This window comes from Sporosarcina sp. AD_1 (assembly GCF_057373025.1).
Genome location: NZ_JBPVIR010000004.1, coordinates 210,630 through 231,269, shown reverse-complemented (window position 1 = coordinate 231,269; position 20,640 = coordinate 210,630). Strand labels below are relative to the sequence as shown.

Genomic DNA, 20,640 nt, shown 5'->3' with positions numbered 1-20,640 from the left:
GCTTCATTGTCCGCAGTTTTTGCATATGTTAGAGTGCTCGTATCGGTGCCCGAACCTCTCGAATAACTCTAGAACCGCTCGTATCGGGGGCGAACCACTCGTATAATCCTGGAACCGCTCGTATCCGTGCTCGAACCACTCGTATAATTTCCGAACCGCTCGTATGCGCCACCGAACCACTCGTATAATCTCCTTACCGCTCGTATCTGCTCCCGAACCACTCGTATAATCTCCGAACCGCTCGTATCCGCGCGCGAACCACTCGTATAATTCCCGAACCGCTCGTATGCGCCACCGAACCTCTCGTATAATCTCCTTACCGCTCGTATCTGCTCCCGAAGCACTCGTATCCTGGAACTGCTCGAACCCGCGCCCGAACCACTCGTATCCTGGAACCGCTCGAATCCGCGCTCTAACCTCTCGTATAATCCTGGAACCGCTCGAATCCACGCCCGAACCACTCGTATAATCTCCGGACCGCTCGAATCCGCGCCGGAACCTCTCGTATAATCTCCGAACCGCTCGTATCTGCACGCGAACCGCTCGTATCTGCTCCCGAACCACTCGTATCCTGGAACTGCTCGTATCTGCTCCCGAACCACTCGTTTAATCTCAGAACCACTCGTATCCCCGCTGGAACATCTCGTCTCCTTCCAAAACCGCTTCCCCCCTCCAAAAACAAACCCATTGCTAAAGCCTTGCCATTCCTTTCCGCCACCGAAATAAATGGCGGGGACTGTGTTTTTTTGTTGAACAGTGATAGAATGAGTTGTGAGTAAATTACGAAAAGAGGATCGGTATGAAAATCGCTATCTCTTCAGATCATGGAGGCAATCGGCTTCGCCAGGAAATTATGCAGTTATTGAATGAATTAAATGTGGAATATGTGGATTATGGGCCGGATTCCGATGCATCGGTGGATTATCCGGATTATGCTTCGCCTGTGGCTAATGGTGTGGCCAGCGGGGAATTTGACCGGGGCATTCTGATTTGCGGTACAGGGATCGGCATGTCGATTGCGGCAAATAAAGTGAAGGGCATTCGCTGTGCTTTGGTGCATGACGTATTTAGTGCGAAAGCGACGCGTGGTCATAATGATTCAAATATATTGGCGATGGGTGAGCGAGTCATCGGGCCTGGGCTGGCGAGGGAAATTGTCGCGACTTGGCTGGATACTCCATTTGAAGGCGGGCGTCATGAACGGCGCATCGCGAAGCTTGCGGAATTAGAAGATAAATAAGGCGGTGGAACAATGGATGCATTGCATTTATGGAAACTGCAGCTGGAACAGCTTTTAACGGAGTTTGAAGAACAGGCAAAACCGGTTCCGGGGACATTTTTTGTTGTCGGTTGCTCCACGTCCGAAATTGCCGGCAAGCGAATTGGCACAGGCGGCGCATTGGAAGTGGCGGAGGCATTGTTTGCGCCACTGCAAGCTTTTGCGAAAAAACATCGCCTCTACCTGGCTTTTCAAGGATGCGAGCATATTAACAGGGCACTGACGATCGAGCGCCAGGCTGCCGAAAAGTTTAATCTGGATCCTGTATCAGTCATTCCTGTCATCCATGCAGGCGGCTCTATGTCCGCTTATGCATTTGAGCATTTGGAAGACGCAGTCGCTGTGGAATCCATTCGGGCGAATGCAGGGATCGATATTGGCCAGACGCTCATCGGCATGCACTTAAAACCGGTCGCTGTTCCGATCCGGACTTCGATTAAAACAATCGGAGATGCTGTTGTGACGGCTGCGACGACTCGCCCGAAATTAATTGGCGGCGAGCGGGCGGTTTATAAAAGAAGCGACTTGGAAGAGAACTGTTAAGGTACTAATAAAACCAGGTGTTCCTTTCCGCCAAGAGTGGAAGGGAGACTTGGCATTCATTAGGAAACCTACGTGATACTCGGCCAAGCACTCATAAATTTGTAAGAGAACGATATAAAGATGTGAAATCCAAGCGCCCCCTGTCAACTACGAATGGGCTGCTAGACTTCCATCAGGCTACATAATTCGAAGCAAAACCTTTACAGCAATAACTAAAAATGAAACCAAGCGAACCTTTCCATCTGGAGCGAAAGGGACGCTCGGCTTCGGTCGGGCTGCCTGCTTTGTTTTGAGGCCAGGCACTTCACCGGGCATATATAAATTTGAGGCAAAGGGGAAATGACACATGGATTTGAGCAATGTGAAGCGTGAAGATGCGGCGGTTTTTGAGGCGATTATGGCTGAAAAGAAACGCCAGAATGCTAATATCGAATTGATTGCATCGGAGAACTTTGTTACAGAAGCAGTCATGGAAGCGCAAGGCTCCTATTTGACGAACAAGTATGCAGAAGGCTATCCGGGCAAGCGTTATTATGGCGGATGCGAGCATGTCGACGTTGTGGAGAATATCGCACGTGACCGCCTGAAAGAGATTTTTGGCGCTGCTTATGCGAACGTGCAAGCCCACTCCGGTGCACAGGCGAATATGGCTGTTTATTTCACAGTGCTTGAGCCGGGCGATACGGTGCTTGGCATGAACTTGTCCCATGGCGGACACTTGACGCACGGAAGCCCGGTTAACTTCTCGGGTATTCTTTATAACTTTGTGGAGTACGGTGTCAGCAAGGAAGATGAGCGTATCGACTACGAAGACGTACGTCAAAAAGCGCTAGAGCACAAGCCGAAAATGATTGTGGCTGGAGCGAGTGCCTACCCTCGTGAAATCGATTTCGCGAAATTCCGTGAGATTGCTGATGAAGTAGGTGCGTATCTCATGGTGGATATGGCTCATATCGCGGGTCTCGTGGCAGCTGGAGAGCATCCAAACCCAGTGCCGCATGCTCATTTTGTTACATCGACCACACATAAAACGTTGCGTGGACCACGTGGCGGCTTGATTTTGGTCAATGAAGAATTTGCAGAGCAGTTCGGACGTAAAATTGACAAGACGATTTTCCCTGGCATTCAAGGCGGCCCGCTCATGCATGTCATTGCAGCGAAAGCGGTGGCGTTCGGTGAAGCATTGAAGCCGGAATTCAAAACATATATCCAGCAAGTGAAGAAAAATGCGCATGCGCTAGCTGAAGGGTTATTGGCAGAAGGTGTCGATATCGTTTCTGGCGGTACGGACAATCACCTATTGCTCATTAACCTGAAATCACTTGGCATCACTGGAAAAGTGGCAGAACATGTCTTGGACGAAGTCGGCATTACTGTGAATAAAAACACGATTCCATTTGACACGGAAAGCCCATTCGTCACATCGGGTGTCCGGATCGGAACACCGGCAGTCACAACTCGTGGATTTAAAGAAGAAGAAATGAAAGAAGTTGCTGCTATCATTGCGAAGCTTCTGAAAAACCACGAAGACGAGGTTGTAAAAGAAGAAGTGAAGCAACGTGTCGCAGCATTGACAGACCGTTTCCCATTATATAACTAATCCATGCGACAAGCCGCCTTTGTGCGGCTTGTTTTCATTTTATTGAAATCAAATCAAAAATTTCCAACCTAGCAAGCAACCCAATTCATATCCATTCCGTCCTATCAGATGAAGAGCGAAAAAACGACAAATTCAGGCGATAAACGCAATTGTTGCATGGCATTGGTTCAGCGGAGAAATGCTCAAATAATTCTACATTCATGAACTTTAACAAAGCGCTTGCTGACAATGCCTCTTGGCGGAGGTTTCTGTTATAATGTACAGGACATTCGAAAAGGAGCGATTTATATGGCGAAAGTACACGTTTTTGATCACCCGCTCATTCAGCACAAATTGACACATATCCGGGATGTAAATACCGGAACAAAAGAATTCCGCGAGCTTGTTGATGAAGTGGCGACGTTGATGGCGTATGAAATTACACGCGACTTGCCATTGGATGAAGTGGAAGTGGAAACGCCGGTCCGCATGGCGAAATCGAAGGTGCTGGCAGGAAAGAAGCTCGGCATCGTTCCGATTTTACGGGCAGGCATCGGGATGGTGGATGGCATTCTGAAATTGATTCCAGCCGCAAAGGTGGGTCATATCGGTCTGTTCCGCGATCCGGAAACTTTGCAGCCGCATGAGTATTTTGTGAAATTGCCATCTGACGTGTCGGAGCGCGAATTTATCGTTGTGGATCCGATGCTGGCAACAGGAGGGACTGCTGTAGAAGCGGTCAATTCCTTGAAGAAACGCGGTGCGAAGAATATCCGGTTCATGTGCCTGATTGCTGCACCGGAAGGCGTTGAAATCTTTACGGAAGCTCATCCTGATGTGGACGTTTACATCGCTGCACTTGATGAAAAATTGAATGAAAAAGGATATATCGTTCCAGGTTTAGGAGACGCTGGCGATCGACTCTTCGGAACGAAATAACGGGGAAGGCGTGAGTGGTTTGACACGGAAATGGAAAGTGATGACGATCTTCGGAACTCGTCCCGAAGCGATCAAAATGGCACCGCTAGTACTGGAATTGGAAAAGCATACGGAGGATATCGAATCGATTGTCACCGTAACGGCGCAGCATCGCCAAATGCTTGACCAAGTACTTCATACATTCGGCATCACGCCGGATTATGATCTGAATATCATGAAGGAGCGCCAAACGCTGGTCGATGTCGCGACGCGCGGATTGGAAGGTCTTGACCAAATCATGAAGGAAGCGCAGCCGGATATCGTGCTCGTTCATGGAGATACTTCGACCACGTTCATCGGCAGTTTGGCGGCTTTCTATAATCGGATTGCGGTCGGCCATGTCGAGGCCGGTTTGCGGACTGGGAATAAATTCTCCCCGTATCCGGAGGAGATGAACCGGCAATTGACTGGTGTACTGGCAGATCTTCATTTTGCACCGACTGAGCAATCGGCTCGCAATTTGCTGAATGAAGGCAAGCTGGAAGACCGGATTTTCATTACCGGGAATACGGCAATCGACGCACTGCAGACGACAGTGAAAGAAGAATACCATCACCCGATTTTCGATAAAATCGGCGACGATCGTCTGATCCTGCTCACGGCTCACCGCCGGGAAAACCTTGGAGAACCGATGCGCAACATGTTCCGCGCCATCATTCGCCTGCTCGACAAACATGAAGACATACAGGTCATCTATCCGATTCATATGAATCCGGCTGTCCGTGAAGTGGCACAGGAAATACTTGCGGATAACGAGCGTGTTCATTTGATTGAACCGCTTGAAGTGTTGGATTTCCACAATTTTGCAGCGCGGTCCCATATCATCTTGACGGATTCAGGTGGTATTCAAGAAGAAGCGCCGTCCCTCGGTAAACCGGTCATTGTCCTTCGGGATACGACGGAACGGCCGGAGGGCATCGCGGCAGGTACGTTGAAGCTTGCCGGAACAGATGAAGAAGCGATCTTTGAATTGACAGATGCGCTGTTGTCGGACGAAGAGGAATATGCGAAAATGGCAAAAGCGTCCAATCCTTATGGAGATGGACAGGCTTCGAAGCGGATTGTCGAGGCATTGAAAGGGTATTTGTCCTCGATTGAATAAAACCTGAGGTGGGTCTATCATAGACCGTCCCAATCAGTATAGAATTTAATAATTGGAATCGCTTGGCATGCAGGGGAGGCAACAGCTGCCTTCCTATGTTTCGCAGCAGCTGAAATGCGAGCAGGTTAATGAGAGATTTCATGAAAAACGTGCAGCCCTACACAAACCGGGCTACACGCAGGGATTGTCCTACCACGGACAATCCTTTTTTAATTCACGAAATTTGGGGTATAGGTGTGTAAGAAGGTGGATGGCGGATGGCTGGAGCAGGAAGGCTAATCCTTCGCTGTTTGTGACCGGACTTCACCCAGCTTGCATTCTGATTTCAGAAAAATATGAACTGAGAAAGATAGTTTTCGAACGGCAGCGCATGACGGGTGCGGGGGCACTCTAGGGAATTAATGAGTACCTAGTGAAGGTAGATTATGTGGCAGTCCAACAGATGAAGAGGTCACTTAATAGGAAGAGAGAGGCTATGATGGGCTGCGATCCGGTGCTGTGCAACGAGATGGAGCATAGGCATTGAAATGCACCTTTCTCTTGTATGCGGAAAGACGCGTTCTCCTTTAGGCAGGAGGCGAACCGCTGGTGAACCTGGCAGCATAAGATAGAAGTCTACTCACCTCGTAAAGTTCGTTGGGAAGAGGGGGTGTTCCTATGTCCATGGAGGCAGTTGAAGCATATATCGTCCAATACGGTTATATCGTCATTTTCATCGCCTTGTTTTTTGGGATTGTCGGAATTCCGGCTCCAGAGGAATCGTTTTTATTCCTGATTGGCATGATGGCGGCCAGCAGTCAGCTGCATGTTACAACAAGCAGTCTCGCTGCAGTGGCGGGTGCGCTGACGGGAATGGGCATCGCTTATTTGGCAGGACGTTTGTTCGGCATGGCGCTGATCCGGAAATTCGGTAAATATATCGGTCTGTCCGACGAGAAAGTGGCAGTTTTTCAAGGGAAGTTTCGAAAAAGGGCTGTCTGGACGGTGTTTTTAGGATTTTTCTTGCCCGGCTTGCGTCAAGCGAGCCCCTACATTGCTGGCATGATAAAAATGGAAGGCAAACAATTTATCCTGATCTCTATTATAGGTGCCATTACATGGATCGGATTTTATTTCGGCCTGGGGATCCTCTCCGCAACCTATTTGCCAATAAAAGCAGAATATGTACCCTTTATCGGTCTCGCCTTAATTCTTATCTTACTCATCCAACTGATCCACACAGCTTATAGGAAAAAAAGGAATGGAGGTGCCTCAACTTGAAAATTGTTATTTTTCCTTTCTTCCGTTTCCCTTCCGGTCATTCGAAGGTGGCGGAGGCGATCGAGGAACGGATACTGGACATGTATCCGGGAGCCACTGTGAAAACAGTCGATTTTTTAACGTATTGCAACGGCTTGCTCGGAAAATTTGTCTCCTCCTTCTACATGAAAATGATCAATACAACTCCGGAATTTTATCAAAAGGCTTACCGTTTTTTTATTATGAAAGAGCAAAATGGCGGAAAGAAACAGGTTCGCCGTTTCTCCCCCCTTTATTTCGAAAGGAAGATGCGCAGTTTGATTGAAGAAGAGGAGCCGGATCTATTGGTGTTCACCCATTCCTTCCCGTCGAGCATCTATGGCAGGCTTGTCCGCAAACGGAAGATCTCAAGCATTCCTGCTATTAACGCGTACACTGACTTTTTTCTGAATGATGTATGGGCGAAATCGGAAGTCATGTATCATTTCGTGTCGCATCCCGGTGTGCGAGACACGCTAATGGAAGCGTACGGTGTACCTGAGCGAAATATTTTTGTCACTGGCATTCCAGTCAAAAAGATCTTTAAAAGCCATTTGCGCCGGCGCAGTCTGCCGCTTCAGAACGTTCTCGTGGCGGGAGGGAATACGGGATTGTTCGATATTGAGTCGATCGCTTCTCTAGTAAATGCATTTCCAGATATCCATTTTACGTTATTATGCGGGCGCAACATCGAATACAAGCAGCGGCTGGAGCACTTCGGCTTCTCAAATGTAACGGTGAAAGGGTATATCGAAAGCTGCGAGGAAATGAATTTCTTATATGAGCAGGCGGATGCCATTTTAACGAAGCCCGGGGGAGTGACGATTGCCGAATCGCTCTATAAGAGGATTCCGATCATGATTTGCAATCATCTTCCAGGACAGGAGCAGATCAATTTACAGCACTTGACGGAAAGTGGTGTGGCCATTGCCATCAACGATCGGAACAACGTATCGGAGCTGTTGACGGACGCAGTACAGTTTGAACGGATGATGGAGAAGATGGATGCCTATGTCGACCGGTTGAATTCAGATGTCGAAGGGGCGCTTGAGCAGGTGGTGCAGAGAGAATTCACAAAACGCCTCGTTCCGTACTACAAGCCGTGGGATTGGCATACGGGCATGACAGGCATGAAAAAAATACCGCGGCAGCTGCAACGATGAGACGAAGGGATCCAGCCAATTCCTTCGTCTTTTCAATGGATTCGCATGGGAACGGCGTCTAGGGGAATCCCTAATAAAATGCAACTTTTTTTTGCTAAAACAAATATGTCGATTGTTTGACAATAAGAAGAGTTTGTGAAGAATTTCACGGGAATCAATTGACATCAAAATGCCCCTATTGTATGCTAACAAAGGGTAAGAATGATAGGGATTCGTACATATGTTGAGCGGAATTGCCATCCAATCGGGTGGATTCTATCATCCTTGCACTGGATGCCAAGTCGTTCGGTATTCGCTTCGTCACGTCTGCGTGAATAGCAACGTGTCCAGGTGAATCGAAATTGGCGATTCAATTTACTTAACTTACAGGTTCCGGCCTTTATTCGGAGTCCTAGCGTTGGTACAAGCTTGGCGGATCCGATCCCTCAAGCATCGCACATCCACACACCCTGTTCCGTCGGTATGCCGCATGGCCATTGCCAAAATTACATCCAAAATAATAAAACCGGGAGAATCACCTATCATGCATACGCTGCGAGAAATCTTTATAAGACAAAAGAAGGCTCTCTTTTTTTTGCTCGCTTTGTTTATGTTAGGATGGTTTTTTACTGACTTTAAGACAATTTTTGCGGGTTTAATTCTCGGTTCACTATTAGGATTGTATAATTTTTGGATACTTGTCCGTAGAATGGAAAGATTTGATCGTTCTATAACGGAAGGAAAGGGAAGAAGTTCGCTTGGGACGCCTTTGCGTTTCGCGTCCGGAGTTGCGGCGGCGGCCATTGCGCTTGCCATGCCCGAAACATTCAATCTGATCGGTACGGTGATCGGCCTTATGATCCCTTATGCCTGGTTGCTGATTGATAGGATACTATTTCACGCAAAGAATCCTTAATCTGATTGCACAAGGGAGGTGAACGAAACGTGAACCATGAAAATCCGTCTTTCGTTTTATTCGGATTAAGCTTTAACCCAGCCAACATCATGATGTTATTCATCACATGCCTGATTGTATTCCTGATTGCATTCTTCTCAACTCGCAACCTTAAGGTTAAACCGACAGGTATGCAGAATTTCATGGAATGGGTCATGGACTTCGTCAAAGGAATTATCAAGAACAATATGGATTGGAGGACAGGCGGGCGATTCCATGTACTCGGTATTACGTTGATCATGTTCGTCTTCGTAGCCAACATGCTCGGGTTACCAATGGCAGTTGTCTGGGATCATGAGCTTTGGTGGAAATCACCGACAGCCGATCCGGTTATCACCATGACACTCGCAACCATGGTCGTTGTATTGACGCACTTCTATGGTGTGAAGATGCTTGGAGTAAAAGGATACTTCAAGACATACCTTCAACCGATGCCATTCTTGGCACCGCTGAAGATCATTGAAGAGTTTGCGAATACGCTGACGCTCGGTCTTCGTCTTTACGGTAACATTTTCGCTGGGGAAATCCTTATCGGACTTCTCGCTTCACTTGGGGCTTCAAGCGCATTCGGCTTAGCCGGAGCATTGATTCCTGCACTTGCTTGGCAAGGGTTCTCGATATTCATCGGAGCGATCCAAGCTTTCATTTTCGTTATGTTAACGATGGTCTACATGGCACATAAAGTGGACACAGACCATTAAACATATATAACCCGGGAAACGGGAGCAAAAACATACTATTTAATTTTTAGGAGGATATTACACAATGATAGGTTCAGTTGGTCTATTAGCAGCAGCACTAGCAGTTGGTCTAGGTGCACTTGGAGCAGGTATCGGTAACGGTTTGATCGTTTCTAAGACAGTCGAAGGTATTGCACGTCAACCAGAAGCACGCGGTATGCTTCAAACTACAATGTTCATCGGGGTAGCGTTAGTTGAGGCCCTTCCGATCATCGCAACAGTTATCGCGTTCATCGTTATGAACAAATAAGAATAGGTCCATACTATTTAAATGGCGAAGTACGCTAGTTTGTCCTTCGCCATTCATTTATGTCGCTCGGCGGCAGTTGAAATTGAAAATAAAGAATTAGTGTTCTTTCTATAACGAATCGAAATGAAAAAGTTATAAGCTCTTGAAGGGAGTGAAACAATCGTGTTTGGAAAATCCTTCGTCCTTTTGTCAGCGAAAGCTGACGCTGGATTTTTGGCAGCTTTGAACGACCGGCTGAATCTTGGCGATATCATCGTCACGGTCCTATTCTTCACAATCCTTATGGTTCTTTTGAAAAAGTTCGCATGGGGCCCGCTTATGGGTGTGATGGATCAGCGTGCCGAGTTGATTGCCAATGAAATCGAAGCGGCTGAAAAAAGCCGTCTTGAGTCTGAAAAACTTCTTGAAGAACAACGCGCCCTATTGAAAGAAGCGCGTGAAAACGCACAATCGATTGTTGACAATGCGAAGAAGCTTGGCGAATCGCAGCGTGAGGAATTGATCGTGGCAGCTCGTGCGGAAGTAAACCGCATGAAGGAATCTGCAGCACTTGAAATCGCAACTGAGAAAGAAAAAGCAGTTGCTGCGGTACGTGAAGAATTCGTTTCTCTATCGATCCTTGCAGCGTCCAAAGTACTTGGCAAAGAAATTTCCGAGGAAGACAACCGTGCTTTGATTGAAGAAACGATTGTGAAGGCAGGCGAAGGCCGATGAGCCAATCGGTTGTAGCAAAGCGTTATGCGACAGCATTGTTTGAACTGGCGCAAAAAAACGGGCAAACCCTTTCCATTCAGGAAGACTTGGCTGAATTGAACAAGGCGTTCCGTGAAAATAAAGGTCTTGGACAGTTAATGACTTCTCCAGATCTTACAGTAACAAAGAAAAAAGAATTGCTTGCAGGCGTCCTGAAGGGTGCCAATCCGGTGATCCTGAACACGCTTTATGTTCTGCTTGACGCAAAGCGCATGGATGAAGTGCTCAACGTATTTGAGGAATTCCATGAACTTGCGAACAATGCGGCAGGCATCGCGGATGCAAAAGTTTATTCCACACGTCCGTTGACGGATCTCGAGAGCAACTCGATTTCCACAACATTTGCACATAAAGTTGGCAAACAAGCTTTACGTATTGAAAATATCATCGATCCAAGCTTGATTGGAGGCATCCGCCTTCAGATCGGCAATCAAATTTACGATAGCAGCATCGGCGCGAAGCTCGAGAAATTGCAACGTAAATTGATCGGATCCTAATCTGAATTTTGAGGGGTGACATACATGGGCATCAAAGCTGAAGAAATCAGCACGCTGATAAAGCAGCAGATTGAAAACTATCAGTCTGAGATGGAAGTAAGCGAAGTCGGTACGGTTATCCGAATCGGTGACGGTATCGCTCTTGCTCATGGCCTCGACAACGTCATGGCCGGAGAACTACTTGAGTTCTCAAACGGTGTCATGGGTATGGCGCAAAACTTGGAAGCGAACAACGTAGGTATCGTTATCCTTGGACCATACACAGGCATTAAAGAAGGCGATGAAGTACGTCGTACAGGCCGTATTATGGAAGTACCTGTCGGTGAGGAATTGATTGGACGCGTCGTAAACCCACTTGGTATGCCAGTGGATGGACTTGGTCCGATCGCTACAACAAAAACTCGTCCGATTGAAAGCCCGGCGCAAGGCGTTATGGCTCGTAAATCCGTTCATGAACCATTGCAAACAGGTATCAAAGCGATTGACGCGCTTGTACCGATCGGCCGTGGACAACGTGAATTGATCATCGGAGACCGTCAAACAGGTAAAACGACTGTTGCGATCGATACAATCTTGAACCAAGCGGATCAAGACATGATTTGTATCTACGTGGCAATCGGCCAAAAAGAATCAACAGTACGTGGGGTTGTCGAAACACTTCGTAAGAACGGTGCGCTTGATTACACAATCGTTGTAACAGCATCCGCTTCTCAACCGGCTCCACTTCTATACTTGGCACCATACACAGGAGTAACAATGGGAGAAGAGTTCATGTTTAATGGCAAGCACGTTCTTGTCGTTTATGATGACCTTTCGAAACAAGCAGCGGCTTACCGTGAGCTTTCCTTGCTACTTCGCCGTCCTCCAGGCCGTGAAGCATATCCTGGTGACGTATTCTACTTGCACTCCCGTCTACTCGAGCGTGCAGCGAAACTGAACGATACATTAGGTGCAGGTTCCATTACAGCACTTCCATTTGTTGAGACACAAGCTGGGGACATCTCCGCTTATATCCCGACAAACGTTATCTCCATCACTGATGGACAGATCTTCTTGCAATCGGATCTATTCTTCTCGGGCGTACGTCCGGCGATCAACGCTGGTCTTTCCGTATCCCGTGTAGGTGGTTCCGCGCAAATCAAAGCGATGAAAAAAGTTGCGGGTACACTTCGTCTTGACCTTGCGGCATATCGTGAACTTGAAGCATTCTCTGCTTTCGGTTCTGACCTTGACGCAGCGACAAAAGCGAAATTGGACCGCGGTGCACGTACGGTTGAAGTCTTGAAGCAAGACTTGAACAAGCCACTTAAAGTCGAATACCAAGTTGTGATCCTTTATGCGCTCACACGAGGACTTCTCGACGACGTTGCTGTACATGACATCCTTCGCTTCGAAAGCGAAATCAACAACTGGCTCGAATCGAACCACACTGAAGTGTTGGATCATATCCGTACGACAAAAGATCTTCCGTCCGATGACGTGATGAAAGAAGCCATCAACGCATTCAAGAAGACATTTGTTCCGTCTGAAGCTTAATTGATTCTCGGGTTTTGATCTAAATAAACGATAAGGTGGTGAATTGCCAGTGGTATCATTACGCGATATACAAAGCCGTATTAATTCAACGAAGAAGACGTCTCAAATCACGAAAGCGATGCAGATGGTTTCCGCTTCAAAGCTGAACCGTGCGGAAATGAACGCCAAAGCGTTTGTTCCTTACATGGATAAGATGCAGGAGGTTGTCGGTGCGATCGCAGGAGCGACATCCGATTCCGGACACCCAATGCTAGTCAGCCGCCCCGTGAAAAAGACAGGTTATATCGTTGTGACATCCGACCGCGGACTCGTAGGCGGTTACAACAGTAACGTGCTGCGTGCGGTAAAACGTGCGATCGAATCCCGACACTCGAAAGACGACGTGAAAATCGTCGCAATCGGGCGGAAAGGCCTTGATTTCTTCAACCGCCTTGGATACAACGTTGTCGATAGCCTTGTCGGCTTATCGGACCACCCTTCTTTTGATGAAATAAAAACAATCGCGACTCGTGCTGTTGGCATGTTCACAGAAGGCGAATACGATGAAGTGTACTTGTACTACAACCACTTCGTCTCCGCCATCTCCAGTGAAGTGACGGAAAAGAAACTACTTCCGCTCACGGATCTTTCACCAGCGTCAACAATGTCTTCGTATGAATTCGAGCCTTCAGCTGAAGTGATTCTCGAAACGCTTCTTCCGCAATACGCGGAGAGCCTCATCTACGGAGCCGTGCTGGATGGAAAAGCGAGCGAACATGCTTCAAGTATGACAGCGATGAAGACTGCAACAGATAACGCCAGCGAATTGATCGATTCGTTGACACTCGTATTCAACCGCGCTCGCCAAGCTGCCATTACTCAGGAAATCACTGAGATTGTCGGCGGGGTAGCCGCACTCGAATAGAGGAACGAACTGAACGGGAAAAGTAAGACAGGAGGGAAAAGCATGAATAAAGGACAAATCCTTCAGGTTATGGGTCCGGTTGTCGACGTTTCATTTGCAGACGGACAGCTTCCATCGATCTATAACGCATTGAAGGTTCAAATCGAACGTCCGAATGCAGAAGCTGAAACGCTCACGCTTGAAGTGGCACTTCACCTTGGTGACGACTCAGTCCGTACCATTGCGATGTCATCGACTGACGGCCTGAAACGTGGCTCTGAGGTCATTGACACAGGCGCGGCTATTTCAGTACCGGTCGGAGCAGCAACACTAGGACGCGTATTTAACGTACTTGGAGATGTAATCGACCTTGGAGAGGAAGTACCTGCTGGCGAACGCCGCGACCCGATCCACCGTCAAGCTCCACAATTTGAAAACCTTTCAACTCAAGTTGAAATTCTTGAAACAGGCATCAAAGTCGTTGACTTGCTTGCGCCATACATCAAAGGTGGTAAGATCGGTCTCTTCGGAGGTGCGGGTGTAGGTAAAACCGTACTTATCCAGGAATTGATCAACAACATCGCTCAAGAACACGGTGGTATCTCCGTATTCGCGGGTGTTGGTGAGCGTACACGTGAAGGTAACGACTTGTACCATGAAATGACTGACTCCGGAGTTATCAGCAAAACAGCGATGGTCTTCGGTCAAATGAACGAGCCTCCTGGCGCACGTATGCGTGTTGCACTTACAGGACTTACGATGGCAGAATACTTCCGTGATGAGCAAGGCGCGGACGTTCTTCTCTTCATCGACAACATCTTCCGCTTCACACAAGCGGGTTCAGAAGTATCAGCCCTTCTTGGCCGTATGCCATCTGCCGTTGGTTACCAGCCGACACTTGCAACAGAGATGGGTCAGCTTCAAGAGCGGATCACTTCAACAAACGTTGGTTCCGTAACATCTATCCAAGCGATCTACGTACCAGCCGATGACTATACTGACCCGGCACCGGCTACGACGTTCGCTCACTTGGATGCAACAACGAACCTGGAGCGTAAACTTTCTGAAATGGGTATCTACCCTGCGGTTGACCCATTGGCATCCACTTCACGTGCGTTAAGCCCTGAAATCGTTGGGGAAGAGCACTATGAAGTAGCTCGTCAAGTACAATCCACATTGCAACGTTACCGTGAGCTTCAAGACATTATCGCGATCCTTGGTATGGATGAGCTCAGCGAAGAAGATAAGCTAGTTGTAGGACGCGCACGCCGTATCCAATTCTTCTTATCACAAAACTTCCACGTAGCGGAGCAATTCACAGGACAACCGGGATCTTACGTACCTGTTGCTGAAACGATCAAAGGTTTCAAGGAAATCTTGGAAGGCCGTTACGATCACCTTCCGGAAGATGCATTCCGTCTTGTTGGACGCATCGAAGAAGTTATCGAAAAAGCGAAAAGCATGGGCGTAGAGGTCTAATAAAAGGGTTCAGGAGGGAATAAAATGAGTACCATCAAAGTAAATATCGTCACTCCCGACGGCCCTGTTAGTGAAACCGAAGCAAATATGGTTATTGCCGCCACAGAAACGGGCGAAATCGGGATTCTTCCCGGCCATATCGCAATGGTTGCACCTTTGAAAATCGGTGCTCTCCGCCTGAAAAAGGACAATTCGACTGAAGCGATCGCTGTACACGGCGGCTTCATCGAAGTTCGTCCGGATGTCATTACCGTTTTGGCACAACAAGCGGAAAAGGCTTCCGATATCGATCTCTCTCGTGCACAGCGTGCTGCCAAACGGGCAGAAGAAGCGCTACAAGCGAAAGCGGATAATCTGGAAGCCAAGCTGATCGAACTCGATTTGCAACGGGCCATTAACCGGATAAACGTTCACGAAATGAGATAAGTGCGAAGGAATGACGGGCAGAGGTCTTTTTCTGCCCGTTTTTTCCCTTTTAGTGTTTGAGTAAGGAGCTTGAAAATTGACCAATATATTATTGTATAATCCTTTATTAGCGATCCTTTCCCACATCTTTTTCATCGGACTTTCGTTTTACGCCCTTCAAGCCATCATGCCCGAAAAAATCATCAAAAAGAATCAAGTGTTCCGTGCGCAGCTTTTATTCATTTTATTGAGTTTTGCGATAGGTTCAGCCGTATCAAATTTCTTTTTAGACATATCCTATTGGTCAGGAAGGATCCCGACCTACTTCCAATAAAAATTAATTTTGAAAAGAGGCATACTTCAGGGGATAGCGGGTAGAGAGTTAGTAGGCCGAAAAACAACTGTCATGAATAACGTAAACTGTAACTTTTTGCCGGTGAACTCCATGCTATCGCCGCGTGTATGGCCATTCATATACGGGGCGATGGCATGAAAACAAAAACAGGTTTAATTATCCACGTTTGAGGAAATTACATACTATCGCCGACATTCGCCCAAGAAAGCGGATGACACAAATCGCCAAATGGGTACATATTATAGACTATCTTATCGATAGAGGGAAAATAGCTCTGCGGTTACTTGTTTAATAAGGTGGGGCATTGTAGAATAGTATGTGTTTTTATGCTTAATTTATGTGAATAAAATGTACAGTGACTATAAGGCTAAGAGTATAACTTTGGAGTCGGAGGGGCTTTTTGTGGACAAAATCATAATTAATGGTGGACGTGTTCTTCGCGGAAATGTTCGTGTGGAAGGAGCAAAAAATGCGGTTCTGCCAATATTGGCTGCTGCGTTACTCGCGTCTGAGGGTCCCAATATCATACGCGATGTTCCGAACCTTTCGGATGTCAGAACAATAAATGAAGTAGTGAAGAGCTTGAACGCTGCAGTGGAATATTTCCCTGAAGCCGGTCAAGTGATTATTGACTCGAGCAAACAGCTTGCGACAGAAGCGCATTTTGAATATGTACGTAAAATGCGGGCATCGATCCTTGTCATGGGACCTTTGCTTGCACGGCACGGCTTTGCACGCGTTGCGATGCCAGGCGGATGTGCCATTGGTTCTCGTCCAATCGACCAGCACTTAAAGGGCTTTGAAGCGATGGGCGCAGAAATCACATTTGGCAACGGGCATGTGGAAGCGAAAGCGGCACACGGCCTACGCGGGGCAAAAATTTATTTGGACTTCCCGAGTGTCGGTGCGACTGAAAACATCATGACTGCCGCAGCGCTTGCGAAAGGTACAACGATTATCGAAAACGCGGCAAAAGAGCCGGAAATCGTAGACCTTGCTAATTTCATCAATGAAATGGGCGGTAAGGTTGTCGGCGCCGGAACAGATGTCATTCGGATCGAAGGCGTTTCAAAACTATATGGGACAACGCATCATATTATTCCAGACCGGATAGAAACAGGAACGTTCATGGTGGCAGCAGCCATTACGGGCGGCGATGTCATCATTGAAAATGCAGTTCCTGAGCACAATGCTGCGTTAATTTCAAAATTAGGCGAGATGGGCGTCAATATTACGGAATTGGATGAAGGACTGCGGATCACCGCAAAGTACCCATTGCGGGCGGTTGACTTGAAAACGATGCCGCATCCAGGATTCCCGACTGACATGCAGTCGCAAATGATGGCACTTATGCTGACAGCAACTGGTACGGGTGTATTGACAGAGACAGTATTTGAAAACCGCTTCATGCATGTGGAAGAATTCCGCCGCATGAACGCCAATGTCAAAATCGAAGGACGTTCGGTTATCATTTCGGGTCCGTCGAAGTTACAAGGGGCTGAAGTAGCCGCAACTGACTTGCGCGCTGCCGCCGCATTGATTCTGGCAGGTCTCCATGCGGAAGGCATCACACGCGTCACAGAACTGGATCATCTCGACAGAGGATACGTCGACTTCCATAAGAAGCTAAAAGCGCTTGGCGCGGATATCGAACGCGTTTCTTCTGAAACAACTGAAAAACAAACACAACTCGTCTGAGCAACGGATTAATCCATGTTTCATTCGAATCGAACCGCATTCTTCCGGGAATGCGGTTTTTTCATTTCACCAGCCCGGACCGGTCATAATTGATGCACCATCTCATATAGTTAACTATGGACAAACTACTAACCGTTTTATTCATCATTCTCTTATTCTTTATGCCAATCATATTGAAACCCGCACTCACAGCAGACAAAACGGCCAAAGTGGCGTATGACGACCCGTGTACCGTCTGGATCACGGTGGAGGGGATGGACGAGCCCATTCCCCTTGAAGAGTACGTTCTCGGCGTGGTCGCCGGTGAAATGCCCGCTACGTTCCAGGACGAGGCATTGAAAGCCCAGGCGATCGCTGCACGCACATACGCCCTACGGTCAACTGACAACGGCAAAAAAACAATCGCCGCCACCGTCTCCGCGCAAGTGTATAAAAACAAAGCGGAGCGGAAAGAACGATGGGGAAAGGAGTTTAAACGGAACGAACAAAAGCTTCGCGAAGCAGTCGAAGCGACGAGCAGCCAAGTGATTGAATACGAGGGGGAAATGATCACAGCCATGTTTTTCTCCACGTCGAACGGCAAAACAGAAGCCTCCCAAAATTATAGCGGCAACCCGATTCCATATTTGCAAAGCGTGGACAGCCCAGGGGAAGCGGAAGTCGCCCCGGAAGTCGAACGCCGTAAGGAAATGACCTTGACCGAATGGAACCGGCTCATCGGCTCCACGTGGACCGCAGACCGCTTTAAAAATCTTCAGCTTGTCCGAAATCAAACCGGCCGCGTCCAAAAAGCCGTATCCGACAACTTTGAAATGAGCGGCCGCGACATGCGCGACGCCCTCGGCCTGCCGTCCACTGACTTCAACATCGCCTACGACGTCACCAATCAAATCGTCCATGTCACCACCCAAGGATATGGACACGGCGTCGGTATGAGCCAATACGGAGCGGAGGCTTTCGCCCAGAAAGGATGGACCGCCGAACAGATCCTCGCCCACTATTATTCGGGCATCTTGATAAATAATTTTGAAAACAGTGAATCGGAATGTTTAAAAACACCTCCACTTGCAAACAATAGCAAGTGAGGTGATGACCATGCGAGAAGAAAAACCGAAATTCCCTTCTCAAAAGACTAAGAGTACAAAGAAAAATAGTTGGCTCTGGCCAGCCATCTATTCCGGTATTGCCGTCGTATTCGTCGGCATGATCTGGGGTTACAACGCAATCATAAAACAAGACAAGACCGAAACGGCCGAAGTTGTCAACAATGAGGACGACACAATCATCGAGACCAACGCATCCAAGGAAGTACTCAAATACCCATTCAACGAAGACCTACTTGAAAGTGTGGCCATTTTACAAGAGTACTATGACGCGGAAGCCGACGACGACATGAGAGAAAGCGCTTTGCTCGTCTTCAATCAAACCTATGTCACAAACAGCGGAATCTCCATCTCCGTTAACGACGAACCATTTGAAGTCGTTGCAGCCATGAGCGGCACAGTGGAACAAGTCATCGTTGACCAATTCAAAGGCAGCGAAGTCACCATTTCCCACGCCGACGGTAAAAAGACCATCTACGGATCACTCACCGGCGTCCTCGTCCAAGAAGGCGACGAAGTGCTCCAAGGTGCACCACTCGGCACTGCGACAAGCAACGAATGGAATGCCCAAGCCGGCACCCACCTGCACTTCGAGGTCCAGCAAGACGGCGTCTCCGTCAACCCACGTTCGCTACTTGCATTCTGATTTGCGTAAAAGCCGCTTCTGCAAAGCGGCTTTTTTGTTTTGACTTCACACACGCGAAAAGGTGAACTCCGAAGAGTTCCGACGAGTTCCGGTGAATTCCGGCAAGTTCCGGCAAGTTCCGTCGAATTCCGGTCAACCGCTCGTATATTCGATTGTACCGCTCGTATATCGTCTGAACCTCTCGTATATGCATGTGAACCGCTCGTATATACAGGAGACCGCTCGATTGTTCGTGCGAACCACTCGTAAAAGCCGGGGACCGCTCGTATAATGCCGCTAACCGCTCGTAAAACTTTAATAGCAGCAAAAATAGAAATGGGAATGCCATCTTTAATTTCCTGGACCCCATATTCACGCATAAATGTCATTCCGGTCAACCACTCGTATATTTGATTGTACCGCTCGTATATCGCCTGTACCTCTCGTATATGCATTTGAACCACTCGTATATACAGGAGACCGCTCGATTGATCGTACGAACCACTCGTAAAAGCCGGGGACCGCTCGTATAATGCCGCTAACCGCTCGATTAATTGGGAGACAGTTCGTGTCCTGTCTCAAACCACTCGCGAAATTTCAGTAAAATAGTAACCACAACTATAATTTCTTGATTGGTCAAAGGCATTCAGCGCGTCAGGAAGCAGGCAATGTCATGAGAATCTCCGCGTCTCTTGCTAAGGGAAGGGGCCAGCCGCTCGTAAATTCCGTAGACCTCACGTATTTCATCTCGAATCGCTAACGTAGTTCCAAGACAAGTGTAAACACAAATATAATTTCTTAATTGGTCAAAGGTATTCAGCGCGCCAGGAAGCAGACAATGTCATGAGAATCTCCGCGTCTCATGCTAAGGGGCCGGCCGCTCGTATATACCATAGACCTCTCGTATTTCATCTCGAATCGCTAACGAAATTCCAAGACAAGAGTAACCACAACTATAATTTCTTAATTGGTCAAAGGTATTCAGCGCGTCAGGAAGCAGGCAATGTCATGAGAATCTCCGCGTCTCTTGCCAAGCGGCCAGCCGCTCGTATATTCCGTAGACCTCTCGTGTTTCATCTCGAATCGCTAACGAAGTTCCAAGACAAGAGTAAACACAACTATAATTTCTTAACTGGTCAAAGGCATTCAGCGCGTCGTAGAGTAGGCAATGACATGAGAATACCCGCGTTTCTTGCCAAGCGGCCTAACCACTCGTATATTTTGGAGATCGCTCGTATCTTGTATCGAGCCGCTCGCAAAAATCCAGGACGTCATTAAAAACAAGTGCCCTAAATACAAAGGTAAACTCATAATTAATAAATAATAAATGTGTAATGTCTATCCTAAAATGTATGGATGCAAATTGTTGATGCTCTCTTTTTTGGAGCTGTAGTTGCTAAAAAGTTTTTTCGTTAAATTGCCGAAAATCAGGATTTGAAGCGAAACTGCCTATGAAAACT

The 20,640-nt window shown here is 47.7% G+C and carries 25 protein-coding genes; 20 read left to right on the top strand and 5 right to left on the bottom strand.

The genetic code is table 11. The features are described from left to right. Nucleotides 1-68 precede the first annotated feature (68 nt). Both ACSW3C_RS09625 and ACSW3C_RS09620 read right to left on the bottom strand, forming a co-directional pair. Nucleotides 69-461: a hypothetical protein gene (locus ACSW3C_RS09625; protein ID WP_486562321.1), complete on the bottom strand. Its 393-nt coding sequence runs from the start codon at nucleotides 459-461 to the stop codon at nucleotides 69-71. Further along, nucleotides 413-622: a hypothetical protein gene (locus ACSW3C_RS09620; RefSeq protein ID WP_486562320.1), complete on the bottom strand. Its 210-nt coding sequence runs from the start codon at nucleotides 620-622 to the stop codon at nucleotides 413-415. The genes ACSW3C_RS09625 and ACSW3C_RS09620 overlap by 49 nt, the downstream gene beginning before the upstream one ends. A 177-nt stretch (nucleotides 623-799) precedes the next feature. Here ACSW3C_RS09620 and rpiB point away from each other — a divergent pair, with 177 nt between their 5' ends. The 20 genes from rpiB to ACSW3C_RS09520 all read left to right on the top strand — a co-directional run bounded on the left by rpiB (nucleotide 800) and on the right by ACSW3C_RS09520 (nucleotide 19,201). Next, complete coding sequence (gene rpiB / locus ACSW3C_RS09615; RefSeq protein WP_248514269.1) at nucleotides 800-1,240, top strand: ribose 5-phosphate isomerase B; 441 nt, start codon at nucleotides 800-802, stop codon at nucleotides 1,238-1,240. A gap of 12 nt (nucleotides 1,241-1,252) precedes the next feature. Continuing rightward, nucleotides 1,253-1,822 (top strand): TIGR01440 family protein, encoded by a 570-nt coding sequence (locus tag ACSW3C_RS09610; protein WP_486562319.1) that lies wholly within the window; start codon nucleotides 1,253-1,255, stop codon nucleotides 1,820-1,822. Between the two features lie 346 nt (nucleotides 1,823-2,168). Beyond that, complete coding sequence (gene glyA, locus ACSW3C_RS09605; RefSeq protein ID WP_486562318.1) at nucleotides 2,169-3,422, top strand: serine hydroxymethyltransferase; 1,254 nt, start codon at nucleotides 2,169-2,171, stop codon at nucleotides 3,420-3,422. Nucleotides 3,423-3,710: 288 nt separating this feature from the next. Then, nucleotides 3,711-4,340 (top strand): uracil phosphoribosyltransferase, encoded by a 630-nt coding sequence (gene upp / locus ACSW3C_RS09600; RefSeq protein WP_238078752.1) that lies wholly within the window; start codon nucleotides 3,711-3,713, stop codon nucleotides 4,338-4,340. Nucleotides 4,341-4,359: 19 nt separating this feature from the next. Further along, the gene (gene wecB / locus ACSW3C_RS09595; protein ID WP_486562317.1) at nucleotides 4,360-5,481 is read left to right on the top strand and encodes a non-hydrolyzing UDP-N-acetylglucosamine 2-epimerase; all 1,122 of its coding nucleotides are present in this window, start codon (nucleotides 4,360-4,362) and stop codon (nucleotides 5,479-5,481) included. A gap of 657 nt (nucleotides 5,482-6,138) precedes the next feature. Further along, nucleotides 6,139-6,741, top strand: coding sequence for a DedA family protein (locus ACSW3C_RS09590; protein ID WP_486562316.1), 603 nt, complete (start codon nucleotides 6,139-6,141; stop codon nucleotides 6,739-6,741). Continuing rightward, nucleotides 6,738-7,922 (top strand): MGDG synthase family glycosyltransferase, encoded by a 1,185-nt coding sequence (locus ACSW3C_RS09585; protein ID WP_486562315.1) that lies wholly within the window; start codon nucleotides 6,738-6,740, stop codon nucleotides 7,920-7,922. Before ACSW3C_RS09590 ends, ACSW3C_RS09585 begins: the two co-directional genes overlap by 4 nt. Nucleotides 7,923-8,445: 523 nt before the next feature. Beyond that, nucleotides 8,446-8,817, top strand: a complete 372-nt coding sequence (locus ACSW3C_RS09580; protein WP_207960192.1) for an ATP synthase subunit I — start codon at nucleotides 8,446-8,448, stop codon at nucleotides 8,815-8,817. Nucleotides 8,818-8,846: 29 nt separating this feature from the next. Next, nucleotides 8,847-9,557 (top strand): F0F1 ATP synthase subunit A, encoded by a 711-nt coding sequence (gene atpB / locus ACSW3C_RS09575; RefSeq protein WP_238078755.1) that lies wholly within the window; start codon nucleotides 8,847-8,849, stop codon nucleotides 9,555-9,557. Between the two features lie 64 nt (nucleotides 9,558-9,621). Next, nucleotides 9,622-9,846: a F0F1 ATP synthase subunit C gene (gene atpE / locus ACSW3C_RS09570; RefSeq protein ID WP_238078756.1), complete on the top strand. Its 225-nt coding sequence runs from the start codon at nucleotides 9,622-9,624 to the stop codon at nucleotides 9,844-9,846. Between the two features lie 186 nt (nucleotides 9,847-10,032). Then, nucleotides 10,033-10,560: a F0F1 ATP synthase subunit B gene (gene atpF / locus ACSW3C_RS09565; protein WP_486562547.1), complete on the top strand. Its 528-nt coding sequence runs from the start codon at nucleotides 10,033-10,035 to the stop codon at nucleotides 10,558-10,560. After that, nucleotides 10,557-11,096 carry a F0F1 ATP synthase subunit delta gene (locus tag ACSW3C_RS09560; protein WP_238078757.1) on the top strand — a complete coding sequence of 180 codons (540 nt, stop codon included), beginning with the start codon at nucleotides 10,557-10,559 and terminating at the stop codon, nucleotides 11,094-11,096. The genes atpF and ACSW3C_RS09560 overlap by 4 nt, the downstream gene beginning before the upstream one ends. 24 nt (nucleotides 11,097-11,120) lie before the next feature. Continuing rightward, on the top strand, nucleotides 11,121-12,632 hold the full coding sequence (gene atpA, locus ACSW3C_RS09555; protein ID WP_486562314.1) for a F0F1 ATP synthase subunit alpha: 1,512 nt from the start codon (nucleotides 11,121-11,123) through the stop codon (nucleotides 12,630-12,632). 49 nt (nucleotides 12,633-12,681) lie between these two features. Continuing rightward, on the top strand, nucleotides 12,682-13,536 hold the full coding sequence (gene atpG, locus ACSW3C_RS09550; RefSeq protein ID WP_238078759.1) for an ATP synthase F1 subunit gamma: 855 nt from the start codon (nucleotides 12,682-12,684) through the stop codon (nucleotides 13,534-13,536). Nucleotides 13,537-13,578: 42 nt separating this feature from the next. Continuing rightward, nucleotides 13,579-14,994: a F0F1 ATP synthase subunit beta gene (atpD, locus tag ACSW3C_RS09545; RefSeq protein WP_238078760.1), complete on the top strand. Its 1,416-nt coding sequence runs from the start codon at nucleotides 13,579-13,581 to the stop codon at nucleotides 14,992-14,994. Between the two features lie 24 nt (nucleotides 14,995-15,018). Next, nucleotides 15,019-15,420, top strand: a complete 402-nt coding sequence (locus ACSW3C_RS09540) for a F0F1 ATP synthase subunit epsilon (protein ID WP_238078761.1) — start codon at nucleotides 15,019-15,021, stop codon at nucleotides 15,418-15,420. 76 nt (nucleotides 15,421-15,496) lie between these two features. Next, nucleotides 15,497-15,733, top strand: a complete 237-nt coding sequence (locus ACSW3C_RS09535) for a DUF1146 family protein (RefSeq protein ID WP_238078762.1) — start codon at nucleotides 15,497-15,499, stop codon at nucleotides 15,731-15,733. A 423-nt stretch (nucleotides 15,734-16,156) separates the two neighbouring features. Continuing rightward, complete coding sequence (gene murA, locus ACSW3C_RS09530) at nucleotides 16,157-17,452, top strand: UDP-N-acetylglucosamine 1-carboxyvinyltransferase (RefSeq protein ID WP_486562313.1); 1,296 nt, start codon at nucleotides 16,157-16,159, stop codon at nucleotides 17,450-17,452. Nucleotides 17,453-17,568: 116 nt separating this feature from the next. Further along, on the top strand, nucleotides 17,569-18,537 hold the full coding sequence (gene spoIID, locus ACSW3C_RS09525; protein WP_486562312.1) for a stage II sporulation protein D: 969 nt from the start codon (nucleotides 17,569-17,571) through the stop codon (nucleotides 18,535-18,537). Nucleotides 18,538-18,547: 10 nt separating this feature from the next. After that, nucleotides 18,548-19,201: a M23 family metallopeptidase gene (locus ACSW3C_RS09520; protein WP_238078765.1), complete on the top strand. Its 654-nt coding sequence runs from the start codon at nucleotides 18,548-18,550 to the stop codon at nucleotides 19,199-19,201. On the opposite strand, the gene ACSW3C_RS09515 is transcribed toward ACSW3C_RS09520, so the two are convergent. The 3 genes from ACSW3C_RS09515 to ACSW3C_RS09505 form a co-directional block, all read right to left on the bottom strand. Continuing rightward, nucleotides 19,173-19,529 carry a hypothetical protein gene (locus ACSW3C_RS09515; RefSeq protein ID WP_486562311.1) on the bottom strand — a complete coding sequence of 119 codons (357 nt, stop codon included), beginning with the start codon at nucleotides 19,527-19,529 and terminating at the stop codon, nucleotides 19,173-19,175. The two genes, ACSW3C_RS09520 and ACSW3C_RS09515, sit on opposite strands and share 29 nt — an antisense overlap. A 23-nt stretch (nucleotides 19,530-19,552) precedes the next feature. Continuing rightward, nucleotides 19,553-19,762, bottom strand: a complete 210-nt coding sequence (locus ACSW3C_RS09510; RefSeq protein ID WP_486562310.1) for a hypothetical protein — start codon at nucleotides 19,760-19,762, stop codon at nucleotides 19,553-19,555. A gap of 564 nt (nucleotides 19,763-20,326) precedes the next feature. Next, on the bottom strand, nucleotides 20,327-20,455 hold the full coding sequence (locus ACSW3C_RS09505; RefSeq protein WP_486562309.1) for a hypothetical protein: 129 nt from the start codon (nucleotides 20,453-20,455) through the stop codon (nucleotides 20,327-20,329). Between the last annotated feature and the right edge of the window lie 185 nt (nucleotides 20,456-20,640).